The organism is Sutcliffiella halmapala (genome assembly GCF_050107295.1).
In the GTDB taxonomy this organism is placed as follows: domain Bacteria; phylum Bacillota; class Bacilli; order Bacillales; family Bacillaceae_I; genus Sutcliffiella_A; species Sutcliffiella_A halmapala_A.
This window is the reverse complement of the sequence record NZ_JBNIKR010000005.1, coordinates 110,602-130,462: the sequence shown is the minus strand read 5'-3', so window position 1 is coordinate 130,462 and position 19,861 is coordinate 110,602. Positions and strand designations below refer to the sequence as shown.

Sequence of the window (19,861 nt, the reverse complement as noted above, 5' to 3'; positions counted from 1 at the left end):
GAGTTTGTATAGGTTTAGGGTATATCTGACCAGGTACTTCTCCACATATCCCAAATTGAACAAAAAAACCCGACAAAGTCTTAAACTCTGCCAGGCTTTCACTCTATATTATTTCATCTCATCTATTAATCTATGCAAATTATTAATACTCACTCTCAAGCTCTCCAACGGGTTCCCCGGACATTCATCCTGTTCCACCGCGTACCATTCGATACCATTCTCTTCTCCCCAGCGTAGGATCGGTTCAAAGTCGATGGACCCGGTACCAACCTCTGCAAAGGACTTCTCCTCGTTATTCGCCATGTCCTTCAAATGGATGATTGGCATTCTGTTCGCATAAGGCTCCAAAAAGCTGACAATCTCTTTGCCGCCTTTTTTCACCCAATATACGTCCAGTTCCGCAAATATAAGATTATCAACGGATGGCTCCAACAGATATTCCAGTGCATTCACTCCGCCAATCTCTGTTTCGAATTCAAAGTCATGGTTATGGTAGCTGATGCGGTAGCCGTCCGCTTGTAGTTTTCTAGCAATTTCGTTCAGCTCTGCTTTTAGCGCAATATAGTTCTCAACAGTTCTTTCATCTTCCCCTAAGTAAGGAAGAATCAGATCCTTGGTGCCAAATATGTCCGCCTGTTCTAAAACTCTTGGCAACTCGTTACTTAAGCTGTTCAAATCGACATGCATCCCCGCAGCACCAAGTCCAAGCTCTTTCATCAAAGCAGCGATTTCCTTTGGATCATGGCCGAACATTCCGGAAATCTGCACTCCTGCATAACCCATTTCCTTCAATTCTCTTAGCACTCCTGGAAAATCATCTGTTAAAAGGTCACGTACCGTATAAAGCTGAGCAGCAATTTTATGCTTCATCCTATTCACGCCTCTCTGATTTTATAATCTTACCTCATGGCCAGTTTTTGCAGATTTGTAGATTGCATCTAAAATCTTGATCATGTCGACACCTTGTTCCGGAGTGAAAATCGCTTCCGTTCTACCTTGAACCACGTCGACAAAATGATTGATATTATTCGCATGGTCTCCAGTATGATGGTTCCCGATTTCCGGCTCGACATTCCATAGCTTTTCTTCCACTTCCGTAAATATCTTCAGTTTTCCATTTTTGAAGCTTGCTCCAGCCTTTGTTCCGCGAAGCTCGTAGAAGTTAACTTCTTCTTCGATGTTGGAAGCCCAGCTGAATTCGATCTGCAGGCTTGCTCCGTTATCAAAGCGGATGAAACCAGTTGCAAGGTCCTCAACATCGAATGTTCCATCGTCCTGCTTTGTTCCGAATTGACTGTGGACGGAATCAGCTAAATCTGTGTCTGCAAATTTTGTGTAAGTGGATCCAACCACGGATACAGGCTTTGGATTGCCCATGATCCAAATGGCAAGGTCGATGAAGTGAACGCCAAGATCGATTAGCGGACCGCCTCCGGAAAGTTCTTTTGTCGTGAACCAGCCGCCTTTACCAGGAATTCCTCTTCTGCGAATCCAGCCACAGCGACCAGTATAGATTTCGCCCATATGGCCCTTTTCCACAAAACGCTTCATGTATCCTGATGCTGCACTGAAACGGTTGTTTCTCATGACCATCAGTGTTTTTCCGGATTTTTCAGCAGCCTCTGCCATTCTTTCCGCTTCTTCCGGACTTACTGCATCCGGTTTTTCGCAAAGAACATGCTTTCCTGCTTCAAGTGCCGCGACAGAATATTCGGAGTGGAAAAGGTTTGGTGTACAAATGTCCACCATATCGATTTCTTCATGTGCCAGAACATCCTTGTAATCTGTGTAAACATGAGGAATGTTAAATTCCTTTGCTACCGCTTCAGCTTTTTCGCGGTCAGTATCACATACTGCTACAATTTCAACATCCTTGTTTTCTTTCCATGCAGGTGCATGAACATAACGAAAAATGTTTCCTGCTCCAATTACCCCTAATTTTAACTCTGCCATCTGTTTTTCCTCCCCTATGTATCCATTATTAATTAAATAATTTAATTAATTTCTTTTTGTCAATTCCTATATTTATGGCTCTGTTAAACACCGCTGTAGATCTCCGCAATAGGCGCAGCGACCCAAGGGGCGTTTGTGGCCTCCTCGGCTACGCCTGTGGGGTCTCCCCTAAACGCTACCTCCCGCAGGACAAGGAAGGCTCTGGCAGCGACTCATCGCACGAAGAAAATGCTCGCATTTTCGAGGAGTCTTCGCCTATTGCTCCAATCCACAGCTATGCACCCAAAATAAATACATTAATTTAACAGAACCATTTTAATAATAGCTAACCAAAAGAGGCAATTCCCTGCCCCTTCTGGTCAACTTTGTAGGCTTATACCCACCACAATTCTGCTGGCTGTTCTTTGATCAATACGGATTGAAGGTTCGACACCGCGCGAGCGAAGCCTTCTTCAATGGACATGATTGGGTCTTCGTGCTCGATGCTCACCACGTAGTCATAGCCGTATGTGCGGAGCGCGCTCATCATATCAGACCATTCTTGTACGCTATGGCCGCAGCCGACAGAACGGAAACTCCATGCACGAGTCTGGACTTCTCCATATGGCTGCATGTCGGTCAACCCGTACATGTTGACATTGTCCTGATCGATATAAGTGTCTTTTGCATGGAAGTGATGGATTGCCCCAGCTTTTCCAAGGATCTTGATCGCTGCCACCGGATCGATTCCCTGCCACCATAGATGACTCGGATCCAGGTTTGCACCGATTGCTGGAGAAGTCAGCTCACGCAGCTTCAAAAGCGTATGAGGAGTGTGTACCAGGAATCCGCCATGTAGCTCAAGGCCGATTTTGATGTTGCGTTCTTCTGCGTACTTCCCTACTTCTTTCCAGTAAGGAATCAACTTAGTTTCCCACTGCCATTTCAATACATCGCCATACTCGTTCGGCCAAGGTGCAACCGGCCAGTTTGGCGCTTTTGCATTTTCGCTGTCACCAGGAACACCGGAGAAGCAGTTGACCACTTCCACACCTGTCAGTGCTGCAAGGTCAATCGTCTTCAATAGTGTTTCATGGGAATCCTTTGCAAAAGCCTCATCTGGCGAAATCGGATTGCCATGACAGCTGAACGCACTGATTTGAAGGCCACGGGAGTGGATTTCCTCCATGTATGCATTTCGTGCACCTTCATCTTCAAGAAGTGTGTCAAGTGGACAATGGTTGTTGCCAGGGTAGCAGCCTGTTCCGATCTCGACTGCATCAAGCCCTGCACCTTTCACATAGTCCAGCATTTCCGTAAATGATTTATTGGCAAAAAGTACTGTAAACACGCCTAGTTTCATTGAAGTTCACCTTCCCTTAGTTCAAGTCGTTTTTGATGTTGACGATTTTTTTCGTTTCGTTTGATTCAAGTGCACCCAGGATAACCATTAAGGAATTCTTTCCTTCGTTTCCGTCTACAAGCACTTCTGTGCCTTCGATGATGCTCGCTACAAAATGGTCGATCACTTGAGATCCCGTTTGGCCGCCGCTCTCATTGCTCTGAATTTTTCCTAGCTCATAGCGAACTGTTTCTCCTGTTGCATATTGGACAACCAAGGAATGAGTCGGATCGTCTTCTAGACGCAATACCGCTTTTTCCGCGTAGATGATTGTGGAGTTGTCCTCTCTTTTATAGGACCAGCTTGCTGCAAGCGTCCCAACGATGCCGTTTTCCGTTTTAAGTGCACATACAGCAGTGTCATCTACATCTGTGTTTTGTTTGGCAGACGTTTCAATGAATGCCCCCACTTCTACGATCTCTTCTCCAAGAAGGTAGCGCATCAGGTCAGATTTATGGACACCCAGGTCACCCATCGCACCAATGAACGCTTCCTCTTTACGGAAGAACCAGCTGTCCTTGCCGTCTACACTCCAGCCCTCAGGCCCAGGGTGTCCGAATGCTGTACGGAAGCTGTAGATTTTGCCGACTTCGCCGCTTTCGATAAGCTGTCTCGCCTTTTGATGGGAAGGAACAAAGCGCTGGTTGTGTGCAATCATCAGCTTTTTGCCCGATTCCTTAGCCGCTGTAATCATTTCATCCGCTTCTTCCTTGGAAGTAGCCATCGGCTTTTCGCATAATACGTTTACGCCCGCTTTGGATGCGTAGATGGAGACAGGTGCATGCAGGTAGTTAGGTGTGCAGACACTCACGATATCTAATTCCTCACGGTCGATCATTTCCTTGTAATCCGTATATACTTTTCCACCATATTGCTCGGAAGCATGTTCCGCGCGCTCCTGTACGATATCGCATAGAGCTACAAGCTCTACATTCTGGTTTGCATGGTATTCAGGTAAATGGCGGAATTTTGCGATGCTTCCGCAGCCTACCACTCCAACTCTCAATTTTTTCATAAAAGATCCCTCCTAAGTGTCGTCTTAATAAATCTATTTATTTGCTTTTGATTTCTTCCAATGGTTTTGCATTACCGTAGTGCACATGACCGCATTCTGTCGGCTTTGCCCATTTCACTGCATTGCTGATTACCTTTTGCACTTTTTCATGGTAATACGTCGGGTAGGTTTCATGTCCAGGACGGAAATAGAATACTTTTCCTTTTCCTCGTTTATATGTGCAACCGCTGCGGAATACTTCGCCGCCTTCGAACCAGCTGACGAATACAAGCTCGTCTGGATCTGGAATGTCAAAGTGCTCGCCATACATTTCTTCTTTTTCAATATCGATATGTTCCCCGATACCTTCAGCGATTGGATGACCTGGAGATACAACCCAGATTCTCTCCTTCTCGTCTGCTTCTCTCCATTTCAAATCACAAGTCGTACCCATCAAGGTTTTGAAGATTTTGGAGAAGTGACCGGAATGCAGGACAATCAATCCCATGCCATCTAGTACTCTATTTTTTACACGAGTCACAATTTCATCACTCACATCGTCATGCGCCATATGTCCCCACCATACAAGAACATCGGTACTGTTCAGAACTTCCTCAGTCAGGCCATGCTCCGGCTCATCGAGGGTTGCCGTTCTTACTTCAAAGTTGTCTTCTTTCAGGAATGAGGCAATCGCACCATGAATCCCCTCCGGATAAACCTCTCTAACCTTTTCATTCGTTTGCTCATGACGGTTTTCATTCCAAACAGTTACTTTTATCATGATAAAATTGCTCCTCTCTTATATAATCTGCTTCTAAATTTAATTAAAATATCAAACTATGAATTACGATATGAGAACGTTTCCATAAATTACTCTACGAAACGTTTCAACAAATACTACTCTATTATAAATGGATATAAAAGCGTTTTCAATGTTAATGTCCGAACTGGATAGGATAATTCCGACTTTTTCTATGAAATGGTGAAAAAAAAGAAGCCATTCTTCCTTCTCCATTAAGTATAGGAAGAAAGAATGGCTTCTAGGTATGTTTGACGGAATTTCTTGCAATGAGTTCAGTTGATAGTTTATAGGACTGCTCTACTTTTTCTTTGGATAAGGCCTGGAATACGACATGGACGGCCAATGCACCTACTTCGTATTTCGGCTGCCTGATGGTCGTCAAAGGAGGACTGACGTATTCGGAAAGCTGGATATCGTCATAGCCGATGATGGATATGTCGTTTGGTACACTAATCTTGTTTTCTTTGAATGCCTGCAGGCCGCCGATCGCCATTTCATCGTTCGCATAGAAGAATGCTTGCGGCAGGTCACGTTGGGCAATCAGCATCTTGGTTGCACGGTAGCCGCCTTCGCGAGTAAAGTCGCCAAATACTTTCCATTTGGTTTGATAAGGGATTCCGTAATGCCTTAACGCATCTTGATAGCCTTCAAAGCGCATCGTATTATCATGGGAATCCATTGGTCCGCTCACAAACGCTATCTCACGGTGTCCTTTTTCAATAAGATGCTCGGTAGCCAAATAACCGCCATGGATGTTATCGACTTCCACCTGATAGACAAATGGATGTTTTATTTTTCGATCCAGCACGACGATTGGGAAGCCTTCTCTTGCAGATTCGAGAATGATATCGTCGCTGATGTTATGGGCGAGGATAATGGCGCCGTCCACGCGCTTTTCCTTCAGGAATTTCACGGCTGTTGATTGCGCGCCTCCTACAGAGCTGCAGGCGATCAGATCATAGCCATTTCTGATGGTGACCTCTTGAACACCTTTTATCAGTTCTGAATAGAAGGGTCCGGATAGATCCTTCAAAATCAGTGCAATGGTATTGGTCTTGGTCCGCTTTAAATCGGATGCAAATCCATTTTTCATGTAGTTCAGTTCACGTGCGGCCTCCTGCACCTTTTTCATGGTGGCAGGGCTTACCTTGTTTACATTATTCAGTGCATAAGAAGCTGTAGAGACCGCTACTCCAGCTAGCTTTGCAACATCTTTGATTGTTGCCATCTTCTTCACATCTCCAATATGTTTACTCTATCCCCTATATATCAAGCTGGACGAGTAGTTTCAGATTTTTGAAACTACCGGATCCAACTGTTTTGAAACGTTTCAATATCTTATCTATAGCATAATGTAAACACTTACAATAATCAATAGATATTGATTTTACTTGTTAAAAAGGTCCTGTCTGTCCTGGGAGAATCCTACAGGAAATGCCGCAGGGCGTTCGCAGGCATGCTGGATAGCCATATGCATTCCGTCCTGGGAGGATTCATGAATGGCATGCATCGTCTCTAGCACCTGCAGGGCCAATTGCCCGCTTGCACGATGTGGGCGGCCACTCCTGATGGCATGGGCCATATCCGCTGCACCGATTCCCCTGCTGTTTTCGCGATAGCCGTATGCCAACGGCACCTCCGTAAATTGGTTTTCCCCCGCTCTTCTGATGGTGATCGTCCCACCGAAGTTATTCGGATCCGGTACACTTAATGTTCCTAGGGTTCCATAGATTTCCATACAAGGGAGACTTGTTCCCCCTTTTACATCGAAGCTTGTGATGAGGGTTCCGACCGCTCCTCCTTCAAAGTCCAGTATACCGGTGACATGTGTCGGCGTCTCCACTGGAATTTTGCGGCCATAATCCTCGGCTTTTGTTACCGTTCTTTCAGGGAAAGAGATTTGTGCAGAACCTGTCACCCTTTTGATCGGTCCAAGCAGATGAATCATGGCTGTGATATAGTATGGTCCCATATCAAACATCGGGCCGCCGCCTTTTTGATAATAAAAATCGGGGTTAGGATGCCAGCCTTCAGGGCCTGCGCCAAGCATGAAACCTGCCGCTGCAACCGGTTGTCCGATCCAGCCGTCATCAATCAGCTTGCGGCATGTCTGCAGGGATCCTCCTAAAAATGTGTCAGGGGCACAACCGACTCTCAAACCTTTTTTCTCAGCGAGCTCAAGGACCTTCCTGCCTTCTTCGACTTCGATGGTCAAAGGCTTTTCAACGAATACGTGCTTGCCTGCTTCCAAAGCATCCATAGTCACCTGCATATGCGCTTTTGGAATGGTTAGGTTGATTACCATTTCTATTTCAGTATCTGCGAGCATCTCTTCAACGGTATACACCTTTTCCACTTGATATTCCGCAGCTTTTTCCCGTGCTCTTTCGATATCAATATCGGCAACCGCCACAATTTCTAAAATCGAAAATTTCTTTGGTGCCTCCAGGTAGATGCCGCTTATTGTTCCTGTTCCAATAATTCCGACCTTCACTTTTTCCATACTTTTTAACTCCATTCTTAGATGATAAAAGCGGCGACCATAAAACGATCGCCGCACCATTTTAATTTATCCACTCAATTATTGCCCAATCGATTCTTTTCCTTCTTGATGCATCTGATTTGCTAATTCATTGATTTGAGAAATATAATCTTCTATCTTTACTTTACCTTTAACACCGGCTTCCAATAGGGTAGTGATATTGGCATTTGGATTGTCCTCCACCGCTACCCCCGTTGGTGCCTCCCATCTGGACTGCACGTACCCTGGAACAAATTTGAATGGTTCAATTACCCCATTGTCGAGCTTTTCATAAGCAATACGCAATCCAGGAAGGTCTTGAATTTCAAAGTAGGCATCCAATACTTCTTCATCTGTTGTAACTGGTAAACCGCTTAAGCCCTTGTCTTCCGCTACAGCAACTTCAATGCGTTTCAAGTATCCTTCTTTTCCGAACGTCATCCATTTTGTGAACAGATAGGCTTCTTCTGCATGTTTTGTAGTTTTGGAGATTCCCATATAGTCATTTGCAACCACTGTTCTACCACCGGGAATCCCGATGAAATCATAGTCAAAGTCCAGGTTTTCCTCAAAGGAAGCGAGTGCCCATGTTCCATCCCAGACAAGTCCCATACCGCCGGCAGTCCAAACCTCACCTGGGTTTTCTCCTGAAAAATTGCTTTTTTGTTCGTCTGTCAATGATTCAAACGTATATCCGTTTGTGACTAAGTTCTTGGCAAAATTCAAGCCACTGATAAACTCATTGCTATTCAAGTGATAGCCTTCCTCTGTGTATGTATACCAGCCGAGAGTATCACTTACCGCTGCCGGATACCAGTCAATAATCGCGTTAGGGTTGTTTACTCCAACCTGTCCCTTGCTGATATTCGTAACACTTCTTACCGCATCCTCAAACTCATCGATGCTAAAGCCATTTTCCGGGACATTCAGGTTTTCCTGATTGAACAGGTCTTTATTGACATAGTATCCTAACAGTTGCTGTCCTGCAGGTAATGCGTAAAGAACTTCATTGTAAGTGGCGGATTCCCGCACCACTTCCGGAATCTTTGCGAAGTCTTCATCGTCTGCAGCAATTTCAGTAAGATCAAGTAACCAATTGTTTGCAATACCAGGAGGAATCTGTGCAAGCGAGAAGACATCCGGCATTTTATTAGCACTAGCTGCAGCTGCCAAGCCGTCGTTCCATTGCTTACTTGCAATGACCGTTTCATCGATCTCCACATTAATGTGAGGATATTTCTCTTCGAATTCCTCAATCATTATTCGATTCAGATTCCGCTCTTCTTCGGTACCAAGGCTCCAGCTCGCAAAGGAAATGGTTACCTCTTTCTTATCTTCTTTCTTTTCCGTTGATGTTTCATTACTGCAACCGATCAGAAGCATCATACTGGTGGAGACTGCCACCAAGGATTTTAACATTTTCATGAACTGCACCCCTTTGATTGTTAGGTATAAAAGGGTGTTCAAAAAGCTAGGGAAAAGTATCCTCATGCAGCATGGTTTTATAACCTTATGCTATTGAATGCGAAACTCTTGGCCGAATCTTAAGATGTCAGTAATTCCTATAAAGTCTGGTCCTTTTGTCTTCGCTTATTCGAAGAATTTTCTCTTTCTTCTTGAACACACACTTTCAGATCTTAGACACTTGAATAAAAATTATTAGGAAAGTTACTAAACTTCTAATCTCGATAACAGATTCACCGGTTTATCGAAACGTTTTTCTATTTAACAAAAAAAATATATATTATTGACTCATTACCTTATTGATACGTTTCGATAATTTCATTATACTCCACGTTGTAATCGGTTACAATTCTTTTATCAAAAACTATCAATATACATTACTGGGTTCTAAAGCCTGTGTTTGTGCCTTGGAAATGACCTCTTCAGCCGTTACTTCTCTTTCCAAGGTATTTGACAGGTAAATCCCCTCGCTGATAAGCATGGTCTGAAGGGCAATTTCTGCTGTCGGCAACAGTTCCACCCTGCCTTGGAGTGCGGCAATCCAATGATGCTGGGAGGAGTCGTAGGCATCCGTATTTTCCTCCAGCTGATGCCAGCGATAATCCGCTGCCCCTAAGTCAAAGGTGCCGTCCATATCCATCCCACCTATTGATGTATGGTAACTGAATGGGGTGCTCACTCCGTTGGTGTAGCCTGGGAACTGGATACCACCTTCATTACCTACAAGATAGCTGCCTTCAAAGCCATTTAGATGAATGGCCCAGGACTCGATGATGTCCAGTGTTAATCCACCCTCAAACCTGACAAACCCAACCCCAAGTTCCTCTACCTCGAATCCGCTGATTTGTCTTCTCTTTTCGTCCATCTCCAGTTCACGATACGTTTTCCCGGTAATGGTTTTCACTTTAGGCATGTTCATTATATAAAGAAGTTGTGAGATGCGGTAGACTCCCATGTCAAACAATGCTCCCCCGGAAGCCATCTTCTTCTGAAGAAATTCCTTTGTTCCATATCCATCTACATATGGACGTCCTCTCCTTCTAAAACCGGTGGACCTGGCATGGTATAAGGTTCCAAGCTTACCGCCATCTATCAATTTTTTTGCAGCTTTTGTTTCTTTTAAGTAAAGGAAACTCAATTGTATGTGCAATTTCTTTCCGTATTCTTTTGCAGCTTCCAGCATCCGCTTCCCATCTACATATGAACCTGCAATTGGTTTCTCGCAGTACACATGCTTTCCGGCCTTCAACGCTTCTATGGTCACTTGAGCATGAAGATTGTTATGCAGGCAGACATCAACAGCGTCAATGTCCTCTCTTTGTAACATCTCACGGAAGTCTAAATACGTATCAGGGATTTTATATTGATCGGATACCTTTTTCAGTTCATTTTCATTGATGTCACAGATTGCCACAACTTCCGCTCCGGTCACATTTGCGTATTTATCCAAATGATCTTTACCAATGATGCCAACACCGATAACGCCGATTCGTATTTTTCCCATAGGGTTATACACCAATCTTTCTTAATTGTTGATTTTTCATATTTTCCCAAGTGTTACGCGCTGTTGCAAGCTGCCATGCTACCTGGCTGTATTCATTTTTCGATGAGTGATGCTCGATTCCAAGATGTCCCTGATATCCAACTGAGTCGAGAATCCCTAATTTTTCCTCACACTGTGGGATAACCCAGGCAGCCAGGTGAGTATGGAAAGCATATTGTGCACAAAGTCTATCCCCGTTTTCCTTGTCGACATCCCAGTTATCAAAGTGCAACAGGATTCCAAAGGATGGATGGTCAACCGCTTCGTATACTTTCTTAATGTTTTCCGGTACACGGGAAGCTCCCCAATGGTTTTCAGGACCAATCTTAAACCCGCAATCATGGGCAATTTTCGCATATTCCTTATATCGCATCACTGTATATTCAAACTGTTCATCCGTCATTTCCAAATCCCTGCCACCCATGTCGATTCGGACTGTCTCGGCGCCTAAGATCTCCGCCGCCTTCAAGTTCTTCAGTGCATTCTGGTACCACTGTTCCTTGGCTTCCGGATTCGGGTCCCAAACTTCCGCACAATCGACACAGAGATTGGCCAGATACATATCTTTTTCATCCATGGCTTCTTTCACTTTTTTCAAGTAATCTACATCGAAACTTTCCAGCATCATGTTCCAAATATCAGCTGAATTAAGGTGATAACGGTATTTGGCGCTTTCCAGGTAACCGAAAACATCCATTTTCCCTTCATTCATCATTCCGTGAAATGAATAAGATGCAATTGTATATTTCATTCTTTTTACCTCCATGTAATAAATTATTCTTTATTCAAGGATAAAGAATCTACATGATGCAGGTCTAGGTTGGGAATGTACCTTTGTTGAACTGATGACTGTAACTTTTAAAAAAGCATGCGCTTAAAGAGAGAAACGGTTATAAGCATACACTCCTTTCATGTTATTTTAGAATATTCTGAAAAGCCATCTTTCCTAGAATTATACTGTAAAGAACAGCCGAGACAATTAACAAAAACATGCAGTTTGGATGATTCATCGATTTTTATTTTTAAAATAAGGCAGCACTGATAATGGAAAGCAAGTCTTAGTGACTATTAGTACACAATACATTTTGGCATCAACTCGGAAGTGTTTGGCACGAACTTGTTTCATTTCGGCATCAACTCGTTGGCGTTCGGCACGAACTTGTTACGATTCGGCACGAACTCGAGGGTATTTCTTCATATATGAATAAAAAAAGGCTGACCCGACATGGAATATGTGGGTCAGCCCTTCGAAAATAACAAACTATATTAAATATATACCTCTACAACGTTTTTCCCATCAACTAACACATTCTCAAGCACCGATTTACTGATCGTAAACCCGCCTTCACGGTATCTGTTCGATAACGCAGCCGCTTCGACAGCTTGTCCGTTCACCAATACCTTTTTCTCATCCTGGTTCAGGTGGTAGACGAAGCTTACGTCATGACCGTTCACCTTGAATTCAAAGTTCAGTCCATCCAGCTTTTCCGGAAGTACAGGGTCGATGACAAGGTCACCTCCATGCTGACGGATGCCCAGGCAGTTGGAGATCAGCTGGTTCATGTAGATTCCAGGGCCGGAAGAATAGATTCTCCATCCGCCTTTCACCTTCACGGAACCGTCGCGAAGCTTATCAAAGCCTTCTTGTGCTTCATAGCGCGTATTGAATTGCCCGTCTGAGGAGCTGAAGTACGCATTGCTTTGGCGGCGTTCCGCATTTGGCACGGCGTTCTGGATGTTGATCGGATTGATGACATTCAAGCCGTTCCATACTTCATCCGTTTTGCCGATCTTCGCCATCGCTTCCACGAAACGAATGTGGGCGTGTACGTATTGCAATCCGATTTCTCGGCCGAAGTTTGCTGCCTGCTCGGCACGTTTGAAGTGGGTGCTCACTCCGCCTGCATAGTTGGCCGGGCGGTTCATCAGTCTCACTCCATCCGGGCAGAACAGTTTTTCCTTGATGACACCATAGTGCGCTTCCGCTTGCTCCGGTGTCAACAGCTCACTGATCATGCTGCGTGTCATCGGCAACAGGCGATAATGGATGCCTGTTTTTGTATCCTCTGGATGTACCATCAATTCAGGCTTTCCTGGCTCCTCCATGTAGACGAATCCTGGAATCACATCGTTGCCAAGCATATATTTATTGAAGTCCTTTTCGATCCCTTCCGCTAAGCCTTTCAATTCAGCCGCTTCAGTCTGATCTACCTCTTCCAATGCCTTGGATAATGTGTTCAGCACCTGATAGGTCAAGGAAACGGTCCAGCTGCTCACCATGTATTGCTTCAGTTGTGCATTTGCAGGCTGAAGCGTGTCATCCCAGTCCCCATCTCCGTAGGAAGATAGATACGTATCATGCAGGAAGTTGTCCTTGATGAACTGGATTTCTTTCTTCGCATGCTCATAAACCGTAGCAGTATTTTCAGTGAACTGGTAGGCCTTACGGATTGTGTAAGGAACCTGCTCCTGTAAAATGCTGTAGTCCTTCGTGATGGTCAAATAGTCACTTAAGACTTTCAACGGCCAGACGATGATATCGCCATGGCTTTCATCATGCTGGATGCGGAAGTATTTATCGAACATGAACCACTGAGGCCAGTTTCCTGTATCCTCGTACTGGTGGGAATAGACCTTCTTGATGATTTCCTTCACGCTGTCGTATTTTTGTGTAGCCATGAAGTATTCGGTCGGCCCCTGGCATACGTCACGAGTTCCCCAGGCTGCCCCGCCGTACTGCTCCAAGCCGTGAGGGACAGAGTAGTGGACAAGCATATTATGGGTGTACCACCATGCCAATGCATTCACTTTTTCCAGTTCTTCCGTTCCTTTGCCATTCTGGGAAAGCTTAAAGCCATTCATGACATTTTCAAAAAATGTACGGTAACGGTCGATTTCCGCTGATACGTCACGTTGAACAAATGGCAACTCTTCTCCTTGAAGCAAACCTTGCACAGTCATGTTCCACTCGGAAGTTGCCCCAAGCTCAAGCACTACCAGGGAAGCGGAATTTGGCACAACATTTTGCGCAAGCTTGCTCTCGTTTTCCACCGTGAATTCTGCACCATCAATCGTCAGCTTGTAAGCGAGGTTAGGATACGTGTGAATCGAATCAGAGCCTTCTGCTGCATGGAAGGATAAAGTCTTTCCATCAACATGCATCCCAAAATCTATATCAAGCTCGTTATTGTTCATACTGATCTGATTCGTTACAAGATAGCGATACGCTTTCCCTTTTTCGGAACGGACAGTCATGTGGACTTCCGGTGAATCAACCACTGTATAATTTGTGATGACAAGCGTGTCATCCGCTGTTTTGTAGAACCAGCGTGCATAGTTGAAGCCAATCTCGAACACCGAAGGCATGGTCAACAGCTTGTAGCTGCCTTCCACCTCTACGTAGATGCGCTGACCGGAAGTTTTCATCGCGTTCAGGGCGTTACGTGCATTGGTCATCATTTTGTTGAAGCTTGTGTTCCCGACAACAAGCTGGGAGTTGAAAATTCCATACATATACGATGTGGAAGTGATGACGTTTTCTGTCATTTTATCGTTATTTCCGGACATGATGATGTGGCCATGAGGACGTTCCACATGCTGTTCCTTTTCTTTCAGCACAACATGCTCATGTGTGTCGGTGAAGAAAGAAAGCAGGGAATCCCCTTCCCATTCCTCCTGATGGCGGACAGGATAATGCGCATCCACTTCTTCTTTTGTCCAAGCGTTTCCGGAAAGGGTTCCTCCGATTGTCGGAAGGATGTTCACTTTTTCGATAAACTGAAGTTCAATCGCTGCACTTGAAAGAGCCTCCTGCCAAGCCTGCTCCACTTCGTCTGCAAACTCAAGTGCTGTTACCGCCTTCTCCTGGTTTTCCTTGAAAAGACCGTAGAACACGAACTGCTTGCTGCCGTCCAATGTCACCTTTTCCGATTGCAATCCAGTGTAGGCAAATTCGTACTGATACACTTCATTCGGAAGAGATGCTTGTGAAAGAATCTCCGGCTTGTTCGTTTCTTTATAGGAAAGGCCATAGAATTGGAACCCGTCCGTTGAATACCCCACCGCTTTTGTCAGAGAGCCCTGCTGCAGATATGGGAATCCTCCCGGCTGCGGTTGGTTCTGGCGGGAGCAGACAACATAGCCTCTGCTCTCCTCTTCAAACACCTTGTGATCGATGTATTGGGATAGGTAGGATTCATTGGATCGGATCAGGCCTTTGCTTCCGATTCCGACGTCCTGTCCATAGACAAGGTCAACAGTCCGGCCTTGGCCCTCTACCGTTACGTCCCAGAACCAGATGCCTTTTTCCGATAGGAGGAAGGTGACCTGATAGGATACGTTTTCCACTGTGCCTTCCCAGACCATGCGGGATTCCGAATAGCTCACCTTGCTTGTAGATCTAACGCCTAAAAGAGGAAATGCCTTTATCCCATCTTCTTGATGCAAGCGTAAATAAATATTGTTAAGCGCTCCGTCTACCGGGTTGGACATCCATTGGTTGATCATGATTTCCTTATGAGTAGCCTCAAAGATATCTCCGCTGTTTAAAAACGTAAAGCGATAGTTTCCTGCCTGAATATTAATTTTTGCGTCATTTCTCGTTTGAGTTTGCATGGAAAGTCCTCCTTTTAGTTCTTCTATTTCTCAAGTCTGAATGAACGAAGTGTGAGCTCCGTGCTGTTTGGGCCGATCATTGCATGGAATTCCCCATTATCACTTGTAAACTCCAGGTTTGCATGGTAGTAGCGAAGGGCTTCTTCCGAAATCGCAAAGCTTACTTCCTTCGTTTCACCAGGCTCAAGCCATACTTTTTGATAGCCTTTCAATTCCTTCAATGGACGAACAATCTCACCGGCAATATCGCGAACATAGAACTGAACGATTTCCTCTCCCGGCATTTGTCCGGAATTGGTCACCTGGATGGATGCTGTAATCGGTTCGTTTGGTGTTACCGTTTCATTTGATAGGCTCATCTCACTGTACGTAAAGCTCGTATAGCTTAGTCCATAGCCAAATGGAAGAAGTGGCTCATTCGGTATATCCAAATATTTGGATACGTAGTGATCCGGAGCATCCGGTCTGTTCGGTCTTCCTGTATTGAAGTGGTTGTAATAGACAGGAACCTGTCCCACGGAATATGGGAAGCTCATCGTCAGCTTTCCGGATGGGTTGGCATCACCGAACAGCAGGTCTGCAACGGCTGCGCCGCCCTCTGTTCCCGGATACCAAGCTTCAAGCAATGCATCCACTCTATCAATCACACCGTGAAGATCTAATGGTCTACCATTGAACAGTACGGTAACGATCGGTTTCTGCAATTCTTTCATTCTTTCGATCAGTTCAAGCTGTGCCTGTGGCAGTCGAATGTCAGCGCGGCACTTTGCCTCTCCGCTCATGTCAGCTCTCTCCCCGACAGCAAGGACAATCACATCAGCATCCCGTGCTGCTTTTACCGCCTCCTGAAGCTGCTCTTCCGTAATCGTCTCAATGTCGGAGCCTTGTGCAATCGTTAAGTTGGAGGATTCCATTTTCGTTCTGAAAGCCGACTGAAGCTGTACCGCATCCTCCTGTCTGCCATGCCAGGACCATGCACCCATGATATCCCCGCTTGAAGCAAACGGTCCGAACAGTGCTATTTTTTGTTCCTTTTGAAGCGGCAGGACATTTTCATTTTTTAATAGAACACAAGATTTTATTGCCAGTTCCCTTGATACTTTACGATGCTCCTCGGAAAGGATGACTTCCGCCTCCAGCTCCTCCGACGCACCGCGGTATGGGTTTTCAAAAAGTCCAAGCTTTTCTTTTAATGTCAGGATACGAAGAACCGATTCATTGATGGTTTCCTCTGACACATCCCCATTTTCCACAAGCTCCTTCAAGTGCTTCGGAAAGCAGGAGGTCATCATTTCGATGTCCACTCCAGCCTCGATAGACTTCTGTGCACATTCTTTCTCATCTGCTGCCACACCGTGGAAAATCTGCTCCTTCACTGCGCCCCAGTCGGAAATGATGACGCCGTCAAAGCCCCACTCGTCGCGAAGAAGCTCTCTCATCAGCTTTTTGTTTCCTGTTGCCGGAATGCCATCCACCGTATTGAATGCCGTCATCACCATTTCACAGCCTTCATCCAAAGCCGCCTTGTATGCAGGCAGATAGGATTCACGAAGCTGTCTTTCTGACATGTTGACCGTGTTATAGTCACGTCCGCCTTCCGCTGCCCCATAAGCTGCGAAATGCTTGACGCAAGCGGCTACGCGATGATGGTCGTTCGTCAGGTCATTACCTTGGAAACCACGTACAAAGGCTCTAGCAAACTCACTGTTCAAGTATGGATCCTCACCAGTGGATTCCATCACACGTCCCCACCGCGGGTCACGGACAAGATCCACCATCGGGGCGAATGTCACATGAACTCCCGAAACTGCTGCTTCCTTTGCAGCTATTTCCGCGCTTTTTTCTGCGAGCTCCATATTCCAGGAACACCCGATTGCGAGTGGTACCGGGAAGATCGTTTTAAATCCGTGAACGATGTCAGCCATGATAAGCAAAGGGATACCTAATCGATTTTCTGCCAAATGCTCTTTCTGGATGTTCTGAACCTCTTTTGCTCCTGATGCTCCCAAAACGGAGCCGGTATTTGTTACAACGTCCTCATTGATTCCCATATTGGCCATCGGACCAGTAATTTCGCCTTCTCCGGCAGCACCTTTGTAGAAAAAAGTAGCCAATTGCAAGAGTTGTGCTATTTTTTCATCCAGTGTCATTTGTTCTAAAAGAGCTTTTACGTCTTTCCCCATTATGGTTCCCTCCTTGGCTTACATGTGCTGAAACGTTTTTATGCATATAAACCTATATTTATTAAGTTATTTTGTGTAAAATTCTGTTATTTTGTCGAAACGTTTCTATAACAAGCTATAAATTGCCCAATTTAAATTGTGCATTCCCTTTGTTAAGAAAATAATTTTATTTGTCTGTTAAACACCGCTGTTGATTTCCGCATTAGGCTTCGCTTTCCGCGGGGCGTTTGTGGAGCCTCCTCGGCTACGCCTGTGGGGTCTCCACTAAACGCTTCCTCCCGCAGGAGTCTTCGCCTAATGCTCCAATCACCAGCTAGATTCTAAAAAATTCAACAATAGACATTAACAGAGTCCCTCAAGTAAAAGATTTACACCATGAGAAAAATATAGTGTAGACGTTATGCATCACTTGTCGCCCCTGTTGATTGTAGTGCAGGGCATGAGACTCCTGCGGGAGATTGCGGTAGACTTGAGACCCCGCAGGCAAGCCGAGGAGGCTCAAGCACCGCCCCGCGGAAAGCGAATGCCTGGAACGGAAATCAACAGGGAGTTCAAAGTTGGTATAAAGATTTTATTCCCCAGCAATACCCGAACGGTCCACACCTTCTACGAACCAGCGCTGCGTGACCAGGTAGACTAGTAGCATCGGAAGGATCGTCATGACGGTTCCGGCCATTTTGATGCCTTCGTTGATTTCAGAGGAATCCCCTTCCTGCGGGAACATCTGCTGATAGGTGGCAACGAACTTCTGGAGCTCGAGCGGCAAGGTCGTCAGGGCATTTCCGAAATAGATTGAAGCTAAATATGTTTCATTCCAGTACCATACGAACGAGAAAAGGAATGAAATGATGATTGCCGGTCCGGCCATTGGAAGTGCAATCGTGAAGAAGATGCGCAGAAAGCCTGCTCCATCTAGCTGGGCAGCTTCTTCCAAAGCTTTTGGCAGCATTTTAAAGAATTGATAGAATATCAGAATGAATATGGCGCTATTGATTCCTTGCCCAAGCAGTGCAGGGAATAGGAACGACTGAATGCTTCCCAATATCCCCAGCTCGTTAAAAAATACATAACGAGGGATGACGGTCACTTGAGGAGGAATGATGAATGTTGATAGGACCAGCACAAACATCGTGCGCTTGAATGGAAAATCAAAGCGGGCAAAGCCATAGCCGATCACGGCACAGACCGCGGTCTGTACAATGGCCGGAATCGCTGTGACATACAAGGTTTCAAGCAAGGTCGGAATGAACTTCAGAACAGAATAGGCCGCTTCATAGTTATCAAGATACAATTGTGTCGGTAACCAGTTCACCAAAGGATTCAGGATATCATCCAGGCTCTTCAAGCTATAGGATGTCATATACAAGAGCGGATACAGGTAAACAAATCCGATCCCGACCAATAGGCCATAGATGAAAAGCTTGTAGAGAAAGCCGTCATTCCCTTTGACACCGAATGTCACTTTTTTCAGCTTCGTTGCATATGGATGGATGCTTTTTTTCCGATTAGTTGATAGCCAGCTTGCCATGAATCTTCCCTCCCCTATGCATATTTTTTCTTCCCTCTGAACGTTAGAAGACCTACTGAAATGGCAAGTGCTGCCGCAATGAGTAGGAAGTAGATCCAAGACAAGGCGGAGGCATAGCCGAAGCCAGTGTCAATCTGGAACATATTCGTCTGAATATGTTCGATAACCGGGTTTAACGAAAAGACGGAGAACATTACTATGGTATATACGGTATTGACAACGATCATCGGGAAGATGCTTGGAAGTGTTACTTTCCAGAAGCACTCCCAGTTGGATGCGCCATCAATTTTTGCCGCTTCATATACCTGTTGGTCAATTTTTTGCAGGGCAGCCAGGAATATCAGGAACTGAACCCCGGAGAACCATAAAATGATGATCAGGTTGTCCATCAGATACAGGAGTACGGTACTGAAAAATCCTTCAGAGGAAAGCATCGATTCAAAAATCGCGTATTCCTTGATGGATGGGATGCTTGTCACACCCTGGGCGATCAGTTCATTGATAACCGGACCACTTGCAATGATAACAGGCAGGAAAAAGATCGTTCTGAAAAAATTCCTGAATTTAATCGGCTGGTTGAGCAGCAGCGCGATGATCAACGAGAATACGATGATGATCGGCACCGACAGGACCAGCTCCTGTAAAAAGGCCAGAAGCTTCTGGGTAAATAGGGCATCCACCGTGAAGGCATATTCAAAGTTGTCGAGTTTCACAAACTTCGTCTGGATCCCCTGGGTCGTAATTTTTACTTGCTGAAAGCTTAGAAACAGCGAGTAGAAAAGGGGAACCGCTGTGAAAATCAGGAATCCTAAAATCCACGGTGAGATAAACATCAAGCCTGTTAGTGTATTCTTTGATTTCATGGACATCTGCTTCAT

At 45.2% G+C, this 19,861-nt stretch carries 14 protein-coding genes; all 14 read right to left on the bottom strand.

All coding sequences use genetic code 11. From position 1 onward, the window contains the following. Nucleotides 1-108: 108 nt before the first annotated feature. Nucleotides 109-870: a sugar phosphate isomerase/epimerase family protein gene (locus ACQCT5_RS09815; RefSeq protein WP_499641378.1), complete on the bottom strand. Its 762-nt coding sequence runs from the start codon at nucleotides 868-870 to the stop codon at nucleotides 109-111. 21 nt (nucleotides 871-891) lie between these two features. Continuing rightward, nucleotides 892-1,953 (bottom strand): Gfo/Idh/MocA family protein, encoded by a 1,062-nt coding sequence (locus ACQCT5_RS09810; protein WP_499641376.1) that lies wholly within the window; start codon nucleotides 1,951-1,953, stop codon nucleotides 892-894. 373 nt (nucleotides 1,954-2,326) lie between these two features. After that, entirely contained in the window at nucleotides 2,327-3,295 is a 969-nt protein-coding gene (locus ACQCT5_RS09805) for a sugar phosphate isomerase/epimerase family protein (protein ID WP_499641374.1), read from the bottom strand. A 16-nt stretch (nucleotides 3,296-3,311) separates the two neighbouring features. After that, complete coding sequence (locus ACQCT5_RS09800; RefSeq protein ID WP_499641372.1) at nucleotides 3,312-4,349, bottom strand: Gfo/Idh/MocA family protein; 1,038 nt, start codon at nucleotides 4,347-4,349, stop codon at nucleotides 3,312-3,314. 37 nt (nucleotides 4,350-4,386) lie between these two features. Then, nucleotides 4,387-5,109, bottom strand: coding sequence for a ThuA domain-containing protein (locus ACQCT5_RS09795; RefSeq protein WP_499641370.1), 723 nt, complete (start codon nucleotides 5,107-5,109; stop codon nucleotides 4,387-4,389). A 259-nt stretch (nucleotides 5,110-5,368) separates the two neighbouring features. After that, entirely contained in the window at nucleotides 5,369-6,358 is a 990-nt protein-coding gene (locus ACQCT5_RS09790; protein ID WP_499641368.1) for a LacI family DNA-binding transcriptional regulator, read from the bottom strand. A 159-nt stretch (nucleotides 6,359-6,517) separates the two neighbouring features. Further along, a complete protein-coding gene (locus ACQCT5_RS09785) occupies nucleotides 6,518-7,633 on the bottom strand; it encodes a Gfo/Idh/MocA family protein (RefSeq protein ID WP_499641366.1) in 1,116 nt (371 codons plus the stop codon). 78 nt (nucleotides 7,634-7,711) lie between these two features. Beyond that, nucleotides 7,712-9,076, bottom strand: coding sequence for an ABC transporter substrate-binding protein (locus tag ACQCT5_RS09780; RefSeq protein WP_499641365.1), 1,365 nt, complete (start codon nucleotides 9,074-9,076; stop codon nucleotides 7,712-7,714). 406 nt (nucleotides 9,077-9,482) lie between these two features. Further along, entirely contained in the window at nucleotides 9,483-10,619 is a 1,137-nt protein-coding gene (locus ACQCT5_RS09775; protein ID WP_499641363.1) for a Gfo/Idh/MocA family protein, read from the bottom strand. A 4-nt stretch (nucleotides 10,620-10,623) separates the two neighbouring features. Further along, nucleotides 10,624-11,409, bottom strand: coding sequence for a sugar phosphate isomerase/epimerase family protein (locus ACQCT5_RS09770; protein WP_499641361.1), 786 nt, complete (start codon nucleotides 11,407-11,409; stop codon nucleotides 10,624-10,626). Nucleotides 11,410-11,924: 515 nt separating this feature from the next. Next, nucleotides 11,925-15,272, bottom strand: coding sequence for a GH36-type glycosyl hydrolase domain-containing protein (locus ACQCT5_RS09765; protein WP_499641359.1), 3,348 nt, complete (start codon nucleotides 15,270-15,272; stop codon nucleotides 11,925-11,927). A gap of 23 nt (nucleotides 15,273-15,295) precedes the next feature. Then, nucleotides 15,296-17,455, bottom strand: coding sequence for a glycoside hydrolase family 3 N-terminal domain-containing protein (locus ACQCT5_RS09760; RefSeq protein ID WP_499641356.1), 2,160 nt, complete (start codon nucleotides 17,453-17,455; stop codon nucleotides 15,296-15,298). 571 nt (nucleotides 17,456-18,026) lie between these two features. Next, nucleotides 18,027-18,983: a carbohydrate ABC transporter permease gene (locus ACQCT5_RS09755; RefSeq protein ID WP_499641355.1), complete on the bottom strand. Its 957-nt coding sequence runs from the start codon at nucleotides 18,981-18,983 to the stop codon at nucleotides 18,027-18,029. A 14-nt stretch (nucleotides 18,984-18,997) separates the two neighbouring features. Beyond that, complete coding sequence (locus ACQCT5_RS09750) at nucleotides 18,998-19,861, bottom strand: carbohydrate ABC transporter permease (RefSeq protein ID WP_499641353.1); 864 nt, start codon at nucleotides 19,859-19,861, stop codon at nucleotides 18,998-19,000.